Annotated in this window: 12 protein-coding genes; 7 read left to right on the forward strand and 5 right to left on the reverse strand. The window is 66.7% G+C overall.

Annotated elements, in window-relative coordinates; genetic code table 11:
• Window positions 1-4 precede the first annotated feature (4 nt).
• The gene (locus J2X92_RS25850) at window positions 5-1,270 is read right to left on the reverse strand and encodes an MFS transporter (protein WP_307580103.1); all 1,266 of its coding nucleotides are present in this window, start codon (window positions 1,268-1,270) and stop codon (window positions 5-7) included.
• A gap of 431 nt (window positions 1,271-1,701) precedes the next feature.
• Here J2X92_RS25850 and J2X92_RS25855 point away from each other — a divergent pair, with 431 nt between their 5' ends.
• Entirely contained in the window at window positions 1,702-3,489 is a 1,788-nt protein-coding gene (locus J2X92_RS25855) for an ABC transporter ATP-binding protein/permease (RefSeq protein WP_307580105.1), read from the forward strand.
• Here J2X92_RS25855 and queC read toward each other — a convergent pair.
• Window positions 3,486-4,190: a 7-cyano-7-deazaguanine synthase QueC gene (gene queC, locus J2X92_RS25860; protein WP_307580107.1), complete on the reverse strand. Its 705-nt coding sequence runs from the start codon at window positions 4,188-4,190 to the stop codon at window positions 3,486-3,488. The two genes, J2X92_RS25855 and queC, sit on opposite strands and share 4 nt — an antisense overlap.
• A 162-nt stretch (window positions 4,191-4,352) precedes the next feature.
• Between queC and J2X92_RS25865 the strand changes: the two genes are divergently transcribed.
• A complete protein-coding gene (locus J2X92_RS25865) occupies window positions 4,353-5,456 on the forward strand; it encodes an acyltransferase family protein (RefSeq protein ID WP_307580109.1) in 1,104 nt (367 codons plus the stop codon).
• 15 nt (window positions 5,457-5,471) lie between these two features.
• Here the strand turns inward: J2X92_RS25865 and J2X92_RS25870 are convergent, their stop codons facing one another.
• Entirely contained in the window at window positions 5,472-5,960 is a 489-nt protein-coding gene (locus J2X92_RS25870) for a cyanophycin metabolism-associated DUF1854 family protein (RefSeq protein ID WP_307580111.1), read from the reverse strand.
• Window positions 5,960-8,239, reverse strand: a complete 2,280-nt coding sequence (locus J2X92_RS25875; RefSeq protein WP_307580113.1) for a cyanophycin metabolism-associated ABC transporter — start codon at window positions 8,237-8,239, stop codon at window positions 5,960-5,962. Before J2X92_RS25875 ends, J2X92_RS25870 begins: the two co-directional genes overlap by 1 nt.
• 139 nt (window positions 8,240-8,378) lie before the next feature.
• On the opposite strand from J2X92_RS25875, the gene J2X92_RS25880 reads away from it, so the two are divergent.
• The 5 genes from J2X92_RS25880 to J2X92_RS25900 all read left to right on the forward strand — a co-directional run bounded on the left by J2X92_RS25880 (window position 8,379) and on the right by J2X92_RS25900 (window position 14,848).
• Window positions 8,379-10,622, forward strand: a complete 2,244-nt coding sequence (locus J2X92_RS25880) for a cyanophycin synthetase (RefSeq protein ID WP_307638834.1) — start codon at window positions 8,379-8,381, stop codon at window positions 10,620-10,622.
• Between the two features lie 13 nt (window positions 10,623-10,635).
• Complete coding sequence (gene cphA, locus J2X92_RS25885) at window positions 10,636-13,203, forward strand: cyanophycin synthetase (RefSeq protein ID WP_307580117.1); 2,568 nt, start codon at window positions 10,636-10,638, stop codon at window positions 13,201-13,203.
• Window positions 13,204-13,372: 169 nt separating this feature from the next.
• Entirely contained in the window at window positions 13,373-13,795 is a 423-nt protein-coding gene (locus J2X92_RS25890) for a hypothetical protein (protein ID WP_307580118.1), read from the forward strand.
• Between the two features lie 81 nt (window positions 13,796-13,876).
• Window positions 13,877-14,422 (forward strand): hypothetical protein, encoded by a 546-nt coding sequence (locus J2X92_RS25895; protein ID WP_307580120.1) that lies wholly within the window; start codon window positions 13,877-13,879, stop codon window positions 14,420-14,422.
• A gap of 171 nt (window positions 14,423-14,593) precedes the next feature.
• Window positions 14,594-14,848, forward strand: coding sequence for a hypothetical protein (locus tag J2X92_RS25900; protein WP_307580122.1), 255 nt, complete (start codon window positions 14,594-14,596; stop codon window positions 14,846-14,848).
• A gap of 30 nt (window positions 14,849-14,878) precedes the next feature.
• Here the strand turns inward: J2X92_RS25900 and J2X92_RS25905 are convergent, their stop codons facing one another.
• Entirely contained in the window at window positions 14,879-15,796 is a 918-nt protein-coding gene (locus tag J2X92_RS25905; RefSeq protein WP_307580123.1) for a dihydrodipicolinate synthase family protein, read from the reverse strand.
• Window positions 15,797-15,802: the final 6 nt, after the last annotated feature.

Here is a 15,802-nt window from a genome sequence, read left to right on the forward strand (position 1 = left end):
GGCGCTACGCCGCGGCGGTTCGAAGCTGAAGGTGCCGGACCCTGAACAGCAGCATCGCCGCGATGCTCACGTTCAGCAGGTTCCAACCGATGCCGTTCAGGAACGCCGCGTGGTAGCTGCCGGTCAGGTCGAACACCTTGCCTGACATCCAGCCGCCCAGCGCCATGCCGAAGAGCGTGAACATCAGCACCGTGCCCACGCGCGCGCCGGCCTCGGCGGGCGGAAAGTGCTCGCGCACGATGATCGCGTAAGACGGCACGATGCCGCCCTGGAACAGCCCGAACAGCGCCGAGATCACGTAGAGCGGCACGAGACCATCGAAGGGCAGGAACAGCAGCAGCGCCACGCATTGCAGCACGCCGCCCAGCAGCAGCGTGCGAAGTCCGCCGATGCGGTCGCAGATTGCGCCCGACACCAGCCGGCTCACCACGCCGAACGCCAGCATCAGCGACAGCATCTGCGCGCCGCGCGCGGCGCCGTAGCCCAGGTCGCTGCAGTAGGCCACGATGTGCACCTGAGGCATCGACATGGCCACGCAGCAGGCAACGCCGGCCACGCACAGCAGGCCTTGCGCCGTGCCCATGCTGAATCCGAACGGCCGCGTCATGTCGCGCTGTCTTAGTGCGCTCGGCTCCATGGCGGATGCGGACCTCGAATGCTCGACAGCGATGCCCGGCGGCCGAGCCCGCATGAAGAGCGCAAGCGCCGCCATTGCCAGGCCGCAGAACACGCCCATGCCGATGTAGGTCTGCCGCCAGCCCACGGTCTCGATGAAATGCTGCGCGATGGGCGGCCAGATGGCACCAGCGACATAGTTGCCGCTTGCGCACACCGCCACCGCAATGCCGCGCCGCTTGACGAACCAGAGCGAGGTATCGGCCACCAGCGGCGCAAAGGCCGCCGCGCTGCCGAAGAGGCCGACCAACACCGCTTGCGCCACGGTGAAGGCCACGATGCCATCGGCCATGCCGCACGCGACATACCCAAGGCCCAGGCTGACTGCACCGCCCAGCAGGGGCCACATCACGCCGAAGCGATCGGCCAGGCGCCCCATCAGCACACCGCCGATGCCGAAGCCCAGCATCAGCAGCGTATAGGGCAGCGAGGCATCGGCGCGAGCGACGCCGAACTCGGCCTGCACCGCAGGCAGCATCACCGACACGACGTACATGCCGCTGCTGCCCACGGTCATGATGAGCAGGGTCAGGCCCAGCCGCCACATGGCATAGCGCGAATCGGGCTGGTGATCGGTGAGAGGCGATGCCTTCATTGGTGGGTTGCGCGCGATGCACGCAAGGAGTGTCTCCGCATCGAGGATAACTCCCTCACCCGGGACGCGACGCCCCACCGCGCCACAGGGGACGCGGAGGCCTGCCAGACGCGCAGAGCGTCATCAATTCGACTGCAGTGCGTGAGCCACCGCAGCCTTGGGCATCGGGCCACCGGGCTTCGGCTTTTCGTTGCAGCCGGCGGCCAGGAGGCCGAGGCAGAACAGAAGAACAAGAGTTGCGCTTCTCATGCGCCGCAGGCTACGCCCGGGCGGGCGCAGGTCAAGTCGGACGCGGCGCCGTCCTGACAGGAGATAGCGAAGCTCGCGGGCGGTCTCGGCGCTCGCTTCAGCGTCGCTTAAGGTTGCCCGCCGCTGGCGGGCTACGATGCAGCCGATGCGCCGTCCGGCGCGCTTTGCTCTACCCCATCGCCATGGCCACTGACTCCCGCATTGCCCAGACCTTCTCGACCCTGCGGCGCATCGCAGCGCTCGCGGCCCCCTACTTTCGCTCCGAAGAGAAATGGCGCGCGCGCACCATGCTGGTGGGCATCATCGCGCTGAACCTCGCCTACGTTTATGCGCTGGTGCTTTTCAACCAGTGGTACGGGCGTTTCTACGATGCCCTGCAGAACAAGGACGCCGGCATCTTCTGGCGCGAAGTGGGCGTGTTTGGCTGGCTTGCGTTCGCCAACATCGCGATTCAGGTGCTCAAGTTCTATGTCACGCAACTGCTGGAACTGCGCTGGCGTGCTTGGATGACGCGCAGTTATCTGTCGCGCTGGATGGCCGATCGCACCTTCTACCACCTGGAACTGGCGCGCTACGCGCAGGACGAAGGCCGCACGCCGGACAACCCCGACCAGCGCATTCAGGAGGACATGCAGATGTTCACCGACTCCACCATGACGCTGTCGATGGGGCTGCTGAACGCCGTCGTCACGCTGGTGAGCTTTGTCGGCATTCTTTGGGGGCTGTCGGGCAATTTCGATTTCACGATCGGCGGAACCAGTTACCAGATCGCCGGTGCGATGGTCTGGCTGGCAGTGGTGTATTGCGTCGTGGGCACCGTCATCACGCACTACATCGGCCGGCCGCTGATCGGGCTTAACTTTCGCCAGCAGCGCTTCGAAGCCGACTTCCGCCATCACCTGGTGCGCGTTCGCGAGTACAGCGAAGCCATTGCGCTCGACCACGGCGAAAAGGTCGAGCGAGGCCAGCTCGACCTTCGCTTTGGCGCGGTGCTGCGCAACTACCTGCAGCTCATCAAGCAGCAGAAAAACCTGGTGACCTTCACCGCATTCTTCGGCCAGGCCGCGGTGATCTTTCCGTTCATCGTCGCCGCACCGCGCTTTCTCAGCGGCGCGATCCAGCTCGGCCAACTGATGCAGATCTCGTCGGCCTTCGGCAAGGTGCAGGATTCGCTCAGCTGGTTCGTCGACAACTACGACCGCGTGGCCGTCTGGCGCGCCACCACGGACCGGCTCACCAGCTTCGACGACGCGATGCGCGCACACGCGACGCGAGCCCAGCAACTCGATCGCGACGGTGCTGCGCCGGCGCTGCAGACCGGCGACCTTGCCGTGGCATTGCCCAACGGCACACCGCTTCTGTCGGGCGCGGCGCTGGCAGTGAAGCCCGGCGACAGCGTGCTGCTGCAAGGCCCTTCGGGCAGCGGCAAGTCGACCCTCTTCCGTACCTTCGCCGGCATCTGGCCGTTTGCGCGCGGCCACGTCAAGGTGCCGGACGGCGCGGTGTTCATGCCGCAGCGACCCTATGTGCCGGACGGCACCTTGCGCAATGCACTCGCCTACCCCAATCCGGTCGAGAACTACAGCGATGCCGAGCTGCGCCAGGCCCTGGTCGACGCGATGCTGCCTGACCTGGTGACCCGGCTCGACGACAGCGATGTCTGGAGCCAGAAGCTCTCGGGCGGCGAACAGCAGCGCCTGTCGATCGCGCGCGTGCTGCTGAAGAAACCGTCATGGCTATTTGCCGACGAGATCACCAGCGCTCTCGACGCCGAGGCCGAGGGCGTGCTCTACAAGCGGCTTTCCGACCGGGTGAAGGCCGCGGGCGGCGCCATGGTGTCGATTGCGCATCGCGCCGCGGTGGGCGACTTCCACAATCAGCGCTGGACTCTGGTGCCCCAGGCCGACGACGCACCGGCCGGCAGCGCGCGCTACCGGCTCGAAACCTCGGTCTCCCCAGCCGCCGCCTAGACGCGGGCCGCGTAGCGCTCCCAGCCCTTCTTGCGCAGGTCGCAGGCGGGGCATTCGCCGCAACCGTAACCCCAGGCCTGACGATGTTCGCGGTCGCCGAGGTAGCAGGTGTGGGTTTCTTCAACGATGAGGTCCACCAGCGGCTCGCCACCCAGGCGGTGAGCCATCTGCCAGGTCTCGGCTTTGTCGATCCACATCAGAGGCGTCTCGATCACCAGACGGCGCTCCAGCCCGAGCGACAGCGCAAGCTGCATCGCCTTCATGGTGTCATCGCGGCAATCGGGATAGCCCGAGAAGTCGGTCTCGCAAACGCCAGTGACGATCACCTGCAGGCCGCGCCGGTACGCCAGCGCACCGGCCAGCGTGAGAAACAGCAGGTTGCGTCCGGGCACGAAGGTGTTGGGCAGGCCGTCGGCCTGCATTTCGAAGGCCACCTCTTCCGTCAGCGAGGAGCCGCCGAGCTGCGCCAGCGCGGCCAGCGTGAGCACGTGGTCTTCGCCCAGGCGCGGCGCCCAGTCGGGAAAGCGCTCGCGCATTTTCGAGAGGATGGTGCCGCGCACGTCGAGCTCGACACGGTGGCGCTGGCCGTAGTCGAAACCCAGCGTCTCGACGCGCTGGTACTTGGAAAGGGCATCCGCGAGGCAGGTGGTCGAGTCCTGGCCACCGGAAAACAGGACGAGGGCGGTGGTGTGCAGGGGCATTTCGCTTCAACGGGGGGCCGTTGCCGGTTCAAAGCTCCGATTTTCGCAGCCCGGGGGACGAAGCGTCGCGCGGGGGCAACAAGAGCAATTCCGGAGACAGATACAGTGCACCACAAAAGTACGCTCTCGGGCAAAATCCGGCCCCTCGGAGGAGGCCGCTAAATGCGCGAACAAGGGTCGATCCACGACCTTGAGGACTATCTGCAAACACGGAATTTCGCGGCGCTGGACGGCCTGCGAGCCGTTGCCGTCTTCCTCGTTTTCGGCTTTCACTTCGGCGGGCCCAAGTGGGACAAGTTCTCCGGCTGGCTGGGCGTGCATGCCTTCTTCGTGCTCTCCGGCTTCCTGATCACCACCTTGCTGCTGCGCGAGCGCGATGCCACCGGCACGGTGTCGCTGAAGGCGTTCTACATCCGGCGCGCGGCCCGTATCCTGCCGCTCTACTTACTCGTCTATCTGCTGGTGCTGGGCTTGAGCTTCGTCGCGCAGGGCGCGGTGTGGGAACAGATGAAGGCAGCCACGCCCTACTACCTCACGCTGCTGAACGAGCTCGCCGAATTCGCGCCGCTCCAGATGACCTGGACCCTCGGCGTCGAGTGGAAGTACTACCTCCTGTGGCCGGCCGTGTTCGCGCTGTTCGGCTCGACCTGCGCCTCGCGCTTCGGAACCGCCGCTTGCGGCCTTGCGCTGCTGGCCGCGATCTGGATGACGGGTTCGCATCCGTCGTGGTTCTCGCCCTGGAACTACCTCGGAATGCTGGTCGGCTCGATGGTGGCCATCGCGATGCATTCGCGCAGGACCTTTGGCTGGATACGGATTTTCATGACACAGGCGGCAGCCCTCGCGGTGGCGCTTGCGCTCGTCGCCGTGCACCGCAAATCGCTGGCCATCTCCACCTGGATCGGCCAGCCGCAGCTGATCGCGATCTACGTGGTGCTGGTGGGCATGCTGCTGCCTTCGCTGATAGCGAACACATGGCTGCGTCGCGTTTTATCGTCGCGATTTCTCCTGTTCGTGGGACGCCGCTCGTACGCGATGTACCTGGTTCAGTACCTGGCCGCTCAGGCCGTGATCGGCATGTCGCCCGCCACGGTCGCCGGGCCGTTGATGCTGTTCGCATCCTTCGGCGTCGCGCTGGTCGCATCCGATTTTCTGTACCGCCGTTTCGAGAAGCCCATTACCGACTGGGGCCAACAGCGCGCCAGGGCTGCGGGGCAGCAGGCATGTGCGCTGCCTGCGGCGACGGGTGGCGCCGCCTCGGCCTGAACCCGCGGCTTCTGGCTAGAGAAAACGCTCGAGCAGCTTGCGCGAGGCGCGATCGAGCACCTTCACATCGGGAATGCGGAACTGCACGCCATGCGCGCTGGCGATCAGCAACGCGCCTCCGTCGAGCCGGCGAATGTCTTCCTCGGCCTTGAGCACGAAGCTGGTGTCGCCGCGGTCGGTGCTCACCGTCCAGGTGCTGGGCACGCCGAAGCTCGAGACGGCGTGCAGCTTCAACAGCGTAGGCGCGAAATCGCGCACCGCCAGTTCTTCCTCGATCAAAGCGCGGGTCTGCGGCGGCAGCGCTTCGACGCGGTCGATCCAAACCAGCTCGCGGCCCTCACTGCCGACCAGCGACACGCCCTCGTCGGGCGCGCTGAGCGGAAAGGCCCGCACTGGCGTCACGCCGGCGTGGCGCTCGCCCTCCGCATCGGTCAGCACCAGGTGGCCGAAGCTGTCGCGTTCCAGACCGAAAACGGGAATGGGGGTGTTGTCGTCGTTGCTCATCACACGTCTCCCGCCGGGTGGGCCGCATGGCTGACCAGCGGCAACTGGGCGCCGGCGCGTTCGTCGATCGCACCTTCGCTCGCTTCTTCCTCGGCCTGGCGCAGCTGCGCCTGGTAGAGCCGCCAATAAGCTCCCTGCTTCGCCATCAGCGCATCGTGCGGACCCACCTCGACCACCTCGCCCCGGTCCATCACCACCAGCCGATCGGCCTTGCGCAGCGTCGACAGGCGGTGCGCAATGGCGATGGTGGTGCGGCCTTGCACGAGGTTGTCGAGCGCCTTCTGGATCTCTTTCTCGGTCTCGGTGTCCACGGCCGAGGTCGCTTCGTCGAGGATCAATATACGCGGGTCGATCAAAAGGGCGCGAGCAATGCTGATGCGCTGGCGCTCGCCGCCCGAAAGCCCCTGCCCGCGCTCGCCCACAAGCGAGTCGTAGCCGTGCGGCAGCCGCAGGATGAAGTCGTGCGCATGCGCGGCGCGCGCGGCCGCCACCACCTCCTGGCGCGTGGCGTCGGGCTTGCCGTAGGCGATGTTCTGCGCGATGGTGCCGAAAAAGAGAAACGGCTCCTGCAGCACCAGCCCGACGTGGCGCCGGTAGTCGGCCACGGCAAAGCGGCGGATGTCGGTGCCGTCGACCTTGATGGCGCCATCGGTCACGTCGTAAAAGCGGCAGATCAGGTTGACCAGCGTGCTCTTGCCGGAGCCGCTGTGGCCGACCAGGCCGATCATCTCGCCAGGCTCGATGGTCAGGTCGAGGTCGCGGATCACCGCGCGGGAGCCATAGCGAAAGCCCAGCCCGCTCATGTCGATGCGCCCCTGCACGCGCTCGATCTTCACCGGGTTGGCTGGCTCGGGCACGTTGCTCACATGGTCGAGGATGTCGAAGATGCGTTTTGCGCCGGCCGCCGCTTTCTGCGTGACCGACACGATGCGGCTCATGGAATCCAGCCGCGTGTAGAAGCGGCCGATGTACGCGATGAACGCGGTGAGCACACCCACGGTGATGCTGCCGCGCGCCACCTGCCAGATGCCGAAGCCCCAGACCACGAGCAAACCGATTTCGGTCAGCAGCGACACAGTGGGCGTGAACAGCGACCAGGTGCGGTTGAGCTTGTCGTTCACCTGCAGGTTGTAGGCGTTGGCCACGCGAAAGCGCTCGGCCTCGCGGCGCTCCTGCGCAAAGGCTTTCACCACGCGGATGCCGGGGATGGTGTCGGCCAGCACGTTGGTCACCTCTGACCACACACGGTCGATCTTCTCGAAGCCGGTGCGCAGGCGGTCGCGCACCACGTGGATCATCCAGGCAATGAAGGGCAGCGGCACCAGCGTGACCACCGCGAGCAGTGGGTTGATAGAGACCAGGATGACCGCGGTCATCACGATCATCAGCACGTCGTTCGCAAAATCGAGTGCGTGCAGCGACAGAAAGACGTTGATGCGGTCGGTTTCCGAGCCGATGCGCGCCATCAGGTCGCCGGTGCGCTTGCCGCCGAAATAGTCGAGCGGCAGCGTCAGCAGGTGCTCGTAAGTGGTGGTACGCAGGTCGGCGCCAATGCGCTCCGACACCAGCGCCAGCAGGTAGGTGCGCGCCCAGCCCAGGCCCCAGCCCACCAGCGCCGCGCCGAGCAGCCCGCTCAGATAGAGGCCCACCCGCGCCGGATCGATCTTCTGTCCGTTCTGGAACGGAATGAGGATGTCGTCCATCAGCGGGATGGTCAGGTAGGGCGGCACAAGGGTCGCCGCGGTGGAAATCAGCGTCAGCAGAAAACCTGTGATCAGTTGCTTGCGATAGGGCTTGGCAAAGCGCCCCAGCCGCAGCAGCACCCAGGTCGAGGGGGGTTTCTGCAGTTCGGCGTCGGCGCCGGCCAGATCGTCGCCATCGGGCTCGGCTGTCACCTCGGCGACAGTGCCGTTTTCGCGCTGGCCAAAAAGCTTGAGCAGCCGCAGGGCGGCCGGCTGGTTGGCGAGCGTGTAGCGCCATCGCGCCAGAAGCCCGTTGGCACCCACCAATTCGAGCGTTCCAACGCCCGAATGGTCGCTCAAATGCACATCGAGCGTCGAATCTGATAGTGTCCACTCACACCATTGGCCGCCCGGTTGCAGCGCGAGCAGGCGCCGGTCCGTCAGGGCCACGAGCCCAAAGGTAAACAGAAGTTCATCGTCAAGGTCAACCGGTAATGTGACCAGAACGTTTTCCGCGGCTGCGAGCCGACTTTTCAGCGCGTCTGAGGTCGCCTCGGTTTCGCCCTCCCGGGCGCCGACTGGATCGTGATGTTGCATTGTGTTTCTTTGACTCTTGCCCGTCGCGGGCCGCTTGGACCGCTTCATGGCGTCCTTTGTCGGGCGCCGATTCTGACTGATTGCCATGGGCGCGCTTGAAGGCGCCGTGGTGCTCGGCCAAAGCACATCGAACGTTTGCATGACCCGTTTCGACGACATTCGCCTGCTGCGCATCAATTATTTGCGCGGTCCCAACCTCTGGACCTACCGGCCCGTGCTGGAAGTCTGGCTCGACCTGGGCCAACTGGAGGACTACCCGTCCAACAAGATCGACGGCTTCACGGACCGCCTCACGGCCTTGCTGCCGGCTCTGATAGAGCACCACTGTGGCGTGGGCGAGCGCGGCGGCTTCATCGAGCGGCTGACCGAAGGCACCTGGTCGGGCCACGTGCTCGAGCACGTGGTGATCGAACTGCTGAACCTTGCCGGCATGCCGACCGGCTTCGGCCAGACCCGCAGCACCTCGGAGCACGGCGTCTACCGCATGGTGTTCCGGGCGCGCGACGAGCAGGTGGCTCGGGTGGCGCTGGCCGAAGGCCACCGCCTGCTGATGGCCGCCATCAACAACGACCCCTTCAGCGCCAATGACGTGCAAAAAGCCGTCGATGCGGTCAAGGCCAAGGTCGAAGACTGCTACCTCGGCCCGAGCACCGCGGCCATCGTGTCCGCCGCCACCGACCGCGGCATTCCGCACATGCGGCTCAACCAAGGCAACCTCGTGCAGCTGGGCTATGGCGCCAACCAGCAGCGAATCTGGACTGCCGAGACCGACTACACCAGCGCCATTGGCGAATCCATCGCCAGCGACAAGGAACTGACCAAGTCGCTACTCGCGAGCTGCGGCGTGCCGGTGCCCGAGGGCCAGGTGGTGGCCAACGCCGAAGAAGCCTGGGAAGCCGCCGAGGACATCGGCCTGCCGGTGGCCGTGAAGCCGTCGGACGCCAACCACGGCCGCGGCGTGTCGCTCGAACTCACTACGCGCGAAGAAGTCATGGCCGCCTTTGCGGTCGCCGAGCCCGAAGGCAGCGACGTGATGGTCGAGCGCTTCATCCGCGGCCACGAACACCGCCTGCTGGTGGTGGGCGGCGAAGTGGTGGCCGCCGCGCGCGGCGAGATCATCACCGTCACGGGCGACGGCAAGAGCACCGTGGCCGAGCTGATCGAGAAGCAACTCAACAGCGACCCACGCCGCGGCGCCGAAGAGGAATATCCGCTCGACTTGATCGTGCTGGACACCGACGCCAAGCTGCAACTCGAACTCAAGCGCCAGGAACTCGACGGCACTTCGGTGCCGGCCGCCGGCCGCGTGGTCACGATCCAGCGCAACGGCAACATGGCCAACGACTGCACCGACCTGGTCCACCCCGAAGTCGCACATGCCGCCGTGCTGGCCGCGCGCGTGGTGGGCCTCGACATCGCGGGCATCGACCTGGTGGCGCAGGACATCAGCAAGCCGCTCGGTCCGCAGCGCGGCGCCATCGTCGAAGTCAACGCCGGCCCTGGCCTCTTGATGCACCTGAAGCCGGCAGTCGGTTCGCCGCGCCCGGTGGGCCGCGCGATCTGCGACCACCTGTTTCCCAATGACGCGCCAGGCCGCATTCCGGTCGTCGGCGTGGCCGGCTCCAAGGACACTGCCGTGCTCGCGCGCCTGGTCGCCTGGCTCATCAACCTGGGTGGGCGCCACACGGGCCTGGCCTGCCGCGACGGCCTGTTCCTGGAGCGCCGCCGCGTCGATGCGCGCGACAGCGCCAACTGGGACGCCGGCCACCGCCTGCTCGTGAACCGTGCCGTGCAGGCCGTGGTGATCGAGAACGGCGCCGAGACCATCCTGCGCGACGGCCTCGCCTACGACCGCTGCGAAGTCGGCATCGTGACCGACCTCGAAGGCGCCGAGGCGCTGGCCGACTACGACATCACCGAGAGCGACCAGATGGTCAAGGTGCTGCGTACGCAGGTCGATGTGGTACTCGGCGAAGGCACGGCCGTGCTGAACGCAGGCGATCCGCGCGTGGCCGGCCTGGCACCGCTGTGCGATGGCTCCGTCATTCTTTACGCCGCCGATCCGCAAGCCGCCGCGCTCACCGCGCACCAGGCCAACGGCGGCAAGGCCGTGCTGGTGCGGCAAGACCGCGTGGTGCTGGCCAACGGCAGCAGCGAATCCTTTTTGCCGGGTCTCGGCCGCCTGACCATCTGGCGCGCCACCCACGCGGGCGTCAGCCTCGAGAGCCTGCTGGCGGCCGTAGCCGCGGCTTGGGCACTCGGCATTCCGCTGAACCTCATCGGTGCGGGTGTCGAGGCTTTCGAAGCCGACCTGCAGGCGGCCCTGGCCTCGCTGCAGCTTTCGCAGACGCAGCCGCTTTCGCCCCAACCACAATTTGCCTGATGCGCGCCGCCCCATGAAAGTCACCCGTACCCGAGCCCTGCGCGGTCCCAATCTCTGGAGCCGCCACACCGCCATCGAGGCCGTGGTTGCCTGCGAAGGCAACGAGAACGCCATCAGCCGGCTGCCAGGCTTCGAAGCCCGCCTACGCGCGCGGTTTCCCACCATTGGCGAACTGCATCCGATGGTGCTCGGCCAACCGCTGGCGTTGGCCCACGTGCTCGAGAACGCCGCCGTTGCGCTGCAATCGCAGGCCGGCTGTGCCGTCAACTTCGGCCACACCGCACACACGGTCGAAGAAGGCGTCTACCAAGTCACCTTCCAGTACAGCGAAGAAGCCGTCGGGCGCCGGGCACTCGAACTGGCCGAAGAGCTGATCGCGGCCGCGCTGGCCGACGCGCCCTTCGACGCCACCGCCGCCATCACAGAGCTGCGCGACCTCGACGAATCCGAGCGCCTGGGTCCGAGCACCGGCTCCATCGTCGATGCCGCCGTGGCGCGTGGCATTCCGTACCGCCGCCTCACCAGCGGAAGCCTGGTGCAGTTCGGCTGGGGTTCCAAGCAGCGCCGCATCCAGGCAGCCGAGATCGACAGCACCAGCGGCGTGGCCGAGTCGATCGCGCAGGACAAGGAACTCACCAAGCAATTGCTCAATGCCGCGGGTGTGCCCGTGCCGCTGGGCCGCCCCGTTACCGATGCCGAAGATGGCTGGGCCGCCGCCATGGACATTGGCCTGCCCGTGGTCGTGAAGCCGCAGGACGGCAACCAGGGCAAAGGCGTCACGGTCAACATCACGACGCGGGAGCAGCTCACGGCCGCGTACGACTCCGCCGCGGCATATGGCGAAGTGATGGTCGAGAAATTTTTGCCGGGCTTCGATTTCCGCCTGCTGGTGGTGGGCGACCGGCTCGTGGCCGCCGCGCGTCGCGACCCGCCGAACGTGATCGGCGACGGCAGTTCCACCGTGCGCCAGCTGGTTGACACCGTCAACCTCGACCCGCGCCGCGGCGAAGGGCATGCCACGTCGCTCACCAAGATCCGGCTCGACGACATCGCCGTCGGCCGGCTCGAAGCCCAGGGCCTCACGCCCGACAGCGTGCCCGAACGCGGCCAGCGCGTGGTGCTGCGCAACAACGCCAATCTGTCCACCGGCGGCACCGCCACCGACGTGACCGACACCGTGCACCCCGAAGTCGCCGCGCGTGCGGTCGACGCGGCGCAGATGGTCGGGCTGCACATCTGCGGCGTCGACATGGTGTGCGAGAACGTGCTGCGTCCGCTCGAGGAACAACACGGCGGCGTGGTCGAAGTGAATGCCGCGCCCGGCCTGCGCATGCACATCTCGCCTTCGTTCGGCCGCGGCCGCGCGGTCGGCGAGGCGGTCATGGACACGCTCTTCGCACCCGGCGACGACGGCCGCATTCCGGTGGTGGCCGTCACCGGCACCAACGGCAAGACCACCACGGCGCGCCTCATCAACCACCTGCTCGCATCGAGCGGCCTGCGCACCGGCATGACCAACACCGACGGCGTGTACGTCGACGGCCGGCAGACCGACAGCGGCGACTGCAGCGGCCCCAAGAGCGCGCGCAACGTGCTCATGCACCCCGACGTGGATGCGGCCGTGTTCGAAGTGGCGCGTGGCGGCGTGCTGCGCGAAGGCCTCGGCTTCGATCGCTGCGAGGTGGCCGTGGTCACCAACATCGGCAGCGGCGACCACCTGGGCCTGAACTACATCACCACGGTCGAAGACCTCGCGGTGCTCAAGCGCGTGGTGGTGCGCAACGTCGCGCCCGATGGCTATGCGGTGCTCAACGCCGCCGACGTCAACGTTGCCGCCATGGCCGCGGGCTGCCCGGGCCACGTGATTTTCTTCACCGCCGACCGCCAGCATCCGGTGATGGCCACGCACCGTGCACAAGGCAAGCGCACCGTCTACGTCGACCAGGACACGCTGGTAGCGGCCGAAGGCTCCTGGCGTGAACGCATTGCGCTGCGCGACGTGCCCATCACGCGCAACGGCACCATCGGCTTCCAGGTCGACAACGTGATGGCTTCGGTGGCCGCCGCGTGGGCTGTGGGCCTCGACTGGGACACCATTCGCAGCGGCCTCGCGAGCTTCATGAACGACGCGGCCGGCGTGCCGGGTCGCTTCAACGTGATGGACTACCGCGGCGCCACCGTGATTGCCGACTACGGCCACAACACCGACGCCATGCGCGCGCTGGTCTCGGCCGTGGACACCATGCCGGCCAACAAGCGCTCGGTGGTGATCAGCGGCGCGGGCGACCGGCGCGATTCCGACATCCGCGACCAGACCGCCATCCTGGGCCAGGCTTTCGACGACGTCATCCTCTATCAAGACGCAGCCCAGCGCGGTCGCGCCGACGGCGAGGTGATGGCGCTGCTGCGCCAAGGCCTGCAGGGCGCGGCGCGCACGCGCCAGATCGACGAGATCCGCGGCGAGTTCGTCGCCATCGACACCGCGCTGGCGCGGCTGCAGCCGGGCGACCTGTCGCTGATCCTGGTCGACCAGGTCGAGGAAGCGCTCGCCCATCTGGCGCAGCGCATCGCGGCGGGCTGATTCGCCACGGGCCGGCCACCGCCGGCCCCATGCCGGACACGTCCCACACACATGGGCGAGTCTGGCCGGGTCTGCTGTCTATGCAGTCCCACACCCTGGAGAGAGGCGCCGGACCAGACTAAAGGTCCGGTCGCGCTTTCGGAGGGCGCGCCTTAACCAGGAGCACCCGATGACAACAACAGTTCGTTCCAGCCTTTTTGCTGCCGCGCTTTTTGCAGCAAGCAGTTTTCTTCTCTTGCCCGGCGCATCGATTGCGCAGGCACAGGCACCCGAGCCAGGTTCCGCCGCGCGTGCGCAGCAGGAGCGCGCCACTTGCGACGGCGTGCAGCAGGACCGCGCCGCATGTTTGCGCGAAGCCGGCGCCGCACGGCAGGAAGCCGCCCGCAACGGTCTCACCAGCGTCGGCCCCGGCCGTGCCGATGCCAATGCGATGGCACGCTGCCGCGAACAGCCCGCAGCTGACCGCGCCGACTGCGAAGCCCGTCTGCAGGGCGGGGCACGCACCAGCACCGAAGGCAGCGTAATGGGTGGCGGCATCATCCGCGAAACCGTAACCCCGTTGCCGCCGCAACCCGTGACACCCACGCGTTGAACATTGGCCGCGCGCAACTTGGCGCGGCCTGTCCCGTCCAACATTTGATCTCTTGTTTCAGGTCACTCCAAGGAGCACACCATGAACAGCACTACCCGTTCGATGATTGCCGCCCTGATAGCCGTGGGCGGTATTGCCGCGGCCACGTCGGCCTCGGCCCAGCAGCCGCGCCGCGGCGATTCCACCTACCAGCAGGAGCTCTCGGTCTGCGGCCGCAACCAGCAAGACCGCGCGGCCTGCATTCGCGAGGCCGGCGCCGCACGCCTGGAGGCCGCGCGCGGCGGGCTGACCAGCGCTCCCGACTACCGCCGCAATGCGCTTGCGCGCTGCAGCCTGCAACCGCCGGCGGACCGCGCCGACTGCGAGGCCCGCGTGCTCGGGGGCAGCGGCAACGCCAGCGGCAATGTGGATGGCAGCGTGATGGGCGGTGGCGTAATCCGCGAGTCCGTCACCACCGTGGTCATGCCCGCCCCCGCCGCGATGCCGGCACCGGAACCGGCGCCTTCACGCGTGCCGCCGCCAGTCATGGCGCCGACTGCGCCGATGGCACCGATGCAGCAGATGGCACCGATGCAGCCGATGGCTCCCGCGCCCATGGAGCCGGCGCCGATGACGCCTGTTCGCTGACGCACGGCAAGGCCGTCTTGGGTCGTGCAGCGCCGCCGCCCACATGGTGTGAGGGGCGGCGGCCTGCCTTGCTGTGCGCTGCGATGACCCCGTTTGTCACAAGACTGTCATAAAGCACAGCCGCGTGCTAGCTATAGTTCCTGGTCTCTGCCTACCGAGGAACACTTTCCCATGAATGCCATCAAGGTCGCTCGCCGATTCATCGAAACGGACCCGGCCAACGAATCGGCCAAGATCCTGGCGCAGCTCGTATTGGCGCTCGAATCTGCACGCAGCTTCGAACTGGTCACGCTCTACGATCTCGACTACAAGAGCTTCGAACTGGCCATGGACATCCTGAAGGAATGGCGGCTGGATCGCTATTACGCGAGCAAGTCGAAGCTGTTCGACCTGTCGCTGCAGGTCAGCGAACTCGAGCAGGGCTGAGCGCCCTTCTCTATTCCCTTCTTTCTCTCTTCAACGCGCCCAGCGCAGCACCAGCGGATCGAGCCGTTTCGCGGTTTCAATCAATCCTGCGCGCGTGTCCGGGTGCATCGCCGGCAATGGGTGCCGCGGTGCCTCGCAAGCGATCACGCCGCCCTCCTTCATGAGCGACTTGCAGGCCAAGAGGCCGGCTTGGCGGTTCTCGTAGTTGATGAGCGGGAGCCACTGCTGGTAAAGCGCAAAGGCCTTGTCGCGATCGCCTGCACGATGCGCTTCGATGATCGGGCGGATACCGTCCGGGTAGCCGCCGCCGGTCATTGAACCTGTCGCGCCTGCATCGAGGTCGGGCATCAGCGTGATGGCCTCTTCGCCATCCCACGGGCCTTCGATGGCATCGCCGCCAAGGCGGATCAGTTCGCGCAGCTTCGAGGCCGCACCGGGGGTCTCGATCTTGAAGTACGCGACGTGCTCGATCTCCTTGGCCATGCGCGCGAGAAACGGCGCCGACAGCACCGTGCCGCTGGCAGGGGCGTCCTGGATCATGATCGGAATGCTCACAGCGTCGGAAAGGCCGGCATAGAACTCGAAGATCTGCGGCTCGGGCACGCGGAATGTGGCGCCGTGATAGGGCGGCATCACCATCAGCATGGCCGCGCCCATGTCTTGCGCACGGCGGCTGCGCTCGGCGCAGACCTTGGTGCTGTAGTGCGTGGTCGTCACGATGACAGGCACGCGCCCTTTCACGTGCTCCAGCATCGTGCGCGTGAGCACTTCGCGCTCTTCGTCCGACAGCACGAACTGCTCGGAAAAATTGGCCAGGATGCAAAGCCCATCTGAGCCAGCGTCGATCATGAAGTCGACACAGCGCTTCTGGCTTTCGAGGTCGAGCGCGCCCTGTTCGGTGAAGGTGGTGGGCACCACCGGAAAGATGCCGCGGTATCTGGGAGTCATGTTGAA

This window comes from Variovorax paradoxus, assembly GCF_030811855.1.
GTDB lineage: Bacteria > Pseudomonadota > Gammaproteobacteria > Burkholderiales > Burkholderiaceae_C > Variovorax > Variovorax paradoxus_L.

Coding starts and splice junctions, on each gene's coding strand:
- J2X92_RS25880 (WP_307638834.1), top strand. CDS start 8,379: ATGACCCGTTTCGACGACATTCGCCTGCTGCGCATCAATTATTTGCGC.
- J2X92_RS25850 (WP_307580103.1), bottom strand. CDS start 1,270: ATGAAGGCATCGCCTCTCACCGATCACCAGCCCGATTCGCGCTATGCC.
- cphA (WP_307580117.1), top strand. CDS start 10,636: ATGAAAGTCACCCGTACCCGAGCCCTGCGCGGTCCCAATCTCTGGAGC.
- queC (WP_307580107.1), bottom strand. CDS start 4,190: ATGCCCCTGCACACCACCGCCCTCGTCCTGTTTTCCGGTGGCCAGGAC.
- J2X92_RS25865 (WP_307580109.1), top strand. CDS start 4,353: ATGCGCGAACAAGGGTCGATCCACGACCTTGAGGACTATCTGCAAACA.
- J2X92_RS25890 (WP_307580118.1), top strand. CDS start 13,373: ATGACAACAACAGTTCGTTCCAGCCTTTTTGCTGCCGCGCTTTTTGCA.
- J2X92_RS25875 (WP_307580113.1), bottom strand. CDS start 8,239: ATGCAACATCACGATCCAGTCGGCGCCCGGGAGGGCGAAACCGAGGCG.
- J2X92_RS25855 (WP_307580105.1), top strand. CDS start 1,702: ATGGCCACTGACTCCCGCATTGCCCAGACCTTCTCGACCCTGCGGCGC.
- J2X92_RS25895 (WP_307580120.1), top strand. CDS start 13,877: ATGAACAGCACTACCCGTTCGATGATTGCCGCCCTGATAGCCGTGGGC.
- J2X92_RS25870 (WP_307580111.1), bottom strand. CDS start 5,960: ATGAGCAACGACGACAACACCCCCATTCCCGTTTTCGGTCTGGAACGC.
- J2X92_RS25900 (WP_307580122.1), top strand. CDS start 14,594: ATGAATGCCATCAAGGTCGCTCGCCGATTCATCGAAACGGACCCGGCC.
- J2X92_RS25905 (WP_307580123.1), bottom strand. CDS start 15,796: ATGACTCCCAGATACCGCGGCATCTTTCCGGTGGTGCCCACCACCTTC.